At 41.5% G+C, this 5036-nt stretch carries 3 protein-coding genes; all 3 read right to left on the bottom strand.

Going from position 1 to position 5036, the window contains the following annotated elements; all coding sequences use genetic code 11:
• Positions 1–1821 (bottom strand): dynamin family protein (locus tag ACTHUT_RS13790; protein WP_440418908.1); only part of this gene is annotated, 1821 nt, incomplete at its 3' end.
• A 52-nt stretch (positions 1822–1873) separates the two neighbouring features.
• Positions 1874–4117: a dynamin family protein gene (locus tag ACTHUT_RS13785; RefSeq protein WP_440418907.1), complete on the bottom strand. Its 2244-nt coding sequence runs from the start codon at positions 4115–4117 to the stop codon at positions 1874–1876.
• Positions 4118–4194: 77 nt separating this feature from the next.
• Positions 4195–5036: hypothetical protein (locus tag ACTHUT_RS13780; RefSeq protein ID WP_440418906.1), on the bottom strand; the 842-nt coding region annotated here is incomplete at its 5' end.

Raw genomic sequence — 5036 nt, 5'->3', positions numbered from 1 at the left:
ATCATAAATACAACGGATTATTCCAGCTTCACAAAGTGCATTCAAATCACCATCACAGTTGTAATTTTGATGAACATGTGTAAAGTGATTATTATAAATATCCTCCCATTCTTCAAATGTAAAGGTTTCTTTATTATCAGCCAAAAGCATACCTACAGTTAATTCTATTTTAGAATTAATACCTATTAGCCTATTTCCCCAATACCCCCAAAATCTAGCACTTAATTCTGTTGAATATGTTTTCTTCTCATTTGAAGGCTGCTCATTTGAAGGTTGCTTATCCATCAATTCATCGGGTATTTGCTCCTTTTGGGTTAACCGAACGAATTTTTCATCCAGCTCGATTTCGTCCTGCGTCCAATTCTTACGTTTAACCTTGCTTGGCTGACCAAATACCTGCTCAATTGCCGCCACAATCTTCATTGTGACTGTTTCCAATTGTTTCAGATGTTCTTCTTTTTGCTTGATGGTAAAGATAGAATTCATTTTGCCGAGTTTTTCATACAAATCCGAACTCAGGTCATCAAAGCCGTTTTCTAACAAATCCAACTTGAAGCCGCTTAAAGTCGTATTGATTTGCTTGTTTTCTTTGATGGTACGCAAAATAGCACGTTGATATTTTTCATCTACGGCAAACAATCTTCGCATAAGCAAGGTTTGCTTTTCAGACGGCTGATCCAGGCTGGCAAGAAAGGCATGCAACGACTGTTTGTGATACAAATACTCTTCTTTCGTAATAGAACTGTATGCAGAAATACCGGCAATCTCGATATCGTAATCGTCCAAAGTATCGGCAATTTCTGCCATAATTTCTTCAAGCTGGTCATATGGGCGCAAATCTGCTTTATTTAGAACGATATAGAGCGGTTTTTGGCTGTTTTGTCCTGCATGATCTAAAAAGTCCAAATCGCTTTTTGAAATCGTACCGTTGGAATCCAAACCAATCAGCCACAACAAAGCCTCGGAATTTTGGACAAACTCTTGCGCCGTTTTTACATCTTCCGCGGTATGTCCGTCTGCCACATCAGACGGGTTGTATCCCGGCGTATCGATAAAGCACAAATGCTCAAACTTCATCGGTGTAGTCATAAACACAAAAGGCATGATGGTTTTAAGGTTGAAACCAAATGACCGGATAAAATTATGCGACAATTTTTGTTGAAAATCAGGATCAATCTTCAGCAAATCAATCACACCACCGTTCTGACTGCAACCGATCACGCCGTTTTCCTGACCGTTTAAAGCATAAGTCGGAATGGCAGTAGTCGGTTCGATGCCGATAGGCAGTCGGATATTGGGATCCTCAAACAAACTGCTGATAAATTCGGATTTACCGGCGCTGAAACCTCCGGCAATGGCAATCGAGCGTTTTTTGTAAAATTCCGGGTAGGAACCAATGACTTTTAATTCATCACCAATTGCCTGCAATTCTAAAAATGCCGCCGCTTCATCTTTCAAGGAGTCTTCCTGATTGGCAAATTCTAAAAACTCTCCTCCCAAAAGCTGAAAATACTGTCGTACACCGGGATTCAGATTATTGGCCGATAGAAGGTCTGCAATCAAAGTCTGACGCAATTCGCTTTCCGACAAGTTCCTTTGTAATTGCTCTAATTTTTTTTGCGCTTGCTCAAGCTGTTTTTTCAATTCAGGCAGCTCTTGCTCTGCCTGATTCAATTGTTCTCGCATGATGTCTATGCTCTTAAGTTGCTGTTTGATTTGTTCAATAATTTCCAAGGCTTGTTGTTTCTTACCAAACATCAAGCCCAAAGGAATGCTCGGACTGATCCATTCTTTCAATTTATCTACTGAATGATGAGACATAATTATTCCTTGCAGGCCGTCTGAATTTTTCAGACGGCCTGATTGATTTTGATTAAGCGGCAGACTGTATTAAGCCTGCCAATTCTTTCTGAATACCTCGATAATGGAACAGACTTGCCTCTTTGTTTTCAATTTCGTTCAAAAGCTGTTTCAGGCTGTTTTCCAAGTCGCCCATCAGCTCTTGAGGTAAATTTACTTTCTTTAGGCCCCCTACTAGAGTGTCCATATATGCTGAAATCTGGTTGCGAACGGTATTGCGTAGGTTAGAAATATAATTATCAGCCTCTGCCATATAGCTTTCCATCTCGCTGCCTTTAAGCTGGCCAGATTTCTTTAACTCGTCAGGCATATCATCAGCAAGGCAGAACGAGGCTTCAGGGATGCGAGCCAATACATTTTTGACTGCACGTACAATGATAGTTACGTCCAGCTCTTCATCCCCCATAGCTTCGCGCAACGCACCAACAATTTGGGAATAGATTTTTTTCTTCCAAGCCTGCGAATAGCTTTCTGACAGATAGCATAATTCATCTTCCAAACTGGCGCGAACTTCTTCAATAGCACGGCGGATAGGAGTAGCCTGGAGAGTGGAAACCTCATAAGTCTCTGTTCTATATTTTTTTTTAAGCCACAAAAAACCACCGCGTCCTACATAAACTTCCCTACTTTCAGTCGCTGTACCCTGAGCTCCTTCAGAAGCAGTATCATATTTTTTCATTTCACTGCTCAGTTTGTCTTTTAACTGTTTACTCAAATTCAGTTTGATATCCGAAATCAAATCATCATACACGCCGCCCACATTTACATCGATTGTGGCTTGCTGCTTTTTGAGTTCGGCTTCTTGTTTGCGCAATTCATCCACATCGGCATGCTGAATCTGATGGATCTGATCATTGATGCGCTCGGCCCATGCTTTTAAATAGCCTTGTAATGCGGTACGTTTGTCATTCTCAAAATCAATGCGCCGTTGCGCCAAAATTTGTTCTTTATTAGCAGTTACTTCACTTACTATTTGATGTATCTGATGAATATTGGCCAATTGGTTTAATGCATTTTTAGCCAATTCTTCATGACTGAAAACATCCGGGAATTTTTGATTCAAATTGCGCCATACGTGTTGCAAATTGGCATCCCAAGTATGTTGCTCATCAAAACGCTGCTGCATTGAAAACGCTACGCTTGAAGAGCAAATAACGTTGTTTTTGCTCAACTTGTCCGCAGCCACTTTCATGGACGGATATTCTTGGACTTGTTTGGCCAAAACATTACGCGCATGCTTGGTCAAATTGTCAGAAATACGTTCCAAAACATGAATAGGATCGCTCAAGCCTTGACTTTCACTGCCAAACAATTGGTTATCCACCTGGCTGGCGATAAGATAAGCTTGCTGCGTCCCCTCTTTGGTCGTTACCCGATGCATCAAATCGGTATCCTCTCTGCTGAGGAATTGGCCCGAAGGAGAAACAATCAATACGACGTCACAATCTTGCAACAATTGCTCGGTTCGTTCGCCACGAGATGTCACAGGGTCATTAATTCCCGGGGTATCAATGATTTGCAGGCCCTGCAAACCTTTTTCCGGAATATGCAATGTAACGGACTTGGTAAACGGCATGAATGCACCGCTTGACCCAACAAATTGGTTCAATACGCCATTCATCAGTTCTTCCACACTACCCGCTGAAATCGTACGGTATTGCTCCAAATCACTTAATGATTTGCCTGATTCTTTAATACGGCAATATTGATCATATGAAGCAAAAGACGGATCGTCCTTCATCTCCCGTTCGGCTTGAGATTTGGCTTTTTCGCAGCACTCCTGTTTTTCATTAGCAGACAAGGGAGCTAATTTATCCAATAAGTCTTTTTTCTTTTTGATGCGTTCGATATTTTCCTGTTCTCTTTTTTTAATTTTTTTGTCCAGCTCTATCAAATAGGCATCGTGTTTTTTTTTGATTTGTTCAATGTCTTGTTGGGTAAAAAAGTCCACTTCTGCGCTGACATTTTCACTGTATTCCATAATGGTCAGCGCGGCTGTTATCGGTGTGGCGGCTTTGGGCAAAATGTCGTTACCGTTAAACAGCAAGGCATTGAGCATGGAGCTTTTCCCTGCCTTCACACGCCCGATAATGCCGATACGCAACACACGGCCTTGTTCTGCAAAGCTATCTAAAACTCTCTGCCACTCTTCGCTTTTCTGAATTGTATACTCCTGCTTTAATGCCAAGGCATCATGACTGAAATCATATTTATTTACGAATTCTTCAATTTGGTTGTTTAACTGGATGATATCCATGAATAGATCCTTAATATTTTTGGGAATATCTATTTTTTCAGACGGCCTTCGATATCATTGAGGCCGTCTGAAAATGATTAGGCAAACAAATAACGGTTTGCTGCTGTAGTCAGCTGTTGCTTGCCGCTTTCCAACTCATTAATCGTGCTTTCCAACTCGGCGGCTTTTGCTGCTTTTTCCGCCTCTGCAGCTTCAATCTCATTGCGTTTTTGTTGCAGCTGCTCCTCAAACTGTTCGCTGATTTGATTAATCAGGGCTGTAATATTCTGATTCATTAAATCAGGCAGTACGGTACTAAGCCGCTGTTGAATTTGTGGAATGACATTATTGATAATTGCCTGTTCTACTTGTTCACGCTGTCTGCGCTCCTTCTCTCCTTTTGCAAATAAAGAAATAATTTCAGGCAGGAAGAGCAACACGGCACCCACAATACTAAATACACCGCTAAGCAATGCCTTCAATGTTGCCGAAGTCACATTACCCATAATTGCTTTAGATATTGATTTTAATGCTGTATTAGCTACTTTTCCGAAAGCGTCTGCCCCGCTATTGGCCAATACATCCATTGCAATGCCAGCCAAACCGCCATCCGGCAAAGTAGCTAATTGTGCATTGATACCATTGCCCATTTCTTCTATCAAATCTTGGCTAATGGCTCGGAAGCGGGTCTGAACGGCGGAAAGCAGTGCATTTTTTGTAATGTCGTTCAGCTCGCGCTCAAATGCACCTTGGTTATTGATTGCCAAATCAACCAGTCGCATTTTTTGCTGCAAAATTGCAGATGTGACAGCCTGATTGATGACAGATACGCTATCTCGTGAATAACGCTGCTCGACATCATTGATTGCAGATTGTTTTTTGGCCTCAATACCTTGCAGGCTGTTTTGCAGGGCAGATAAAGTTTCTTCGATTTCTTTTC

This window comes from Neisseria sp. P0022.S010 (assembly GCF_051956635.1).
Note: the sequence above shows the minus strand (reverse complement) of the source record. Positions and strands in the feature narration are given on the sequence as shown.

Excerpts from the sequence above, each read along its gene's own strand:
- ACTHUT_RS13785 (WP_440418907.1), bottom strand. The coding sequence starts at position 4,117 with ATGGATATCATCCAGTTAAACAACCAAATTGAAGAATTCGTAAATAAA.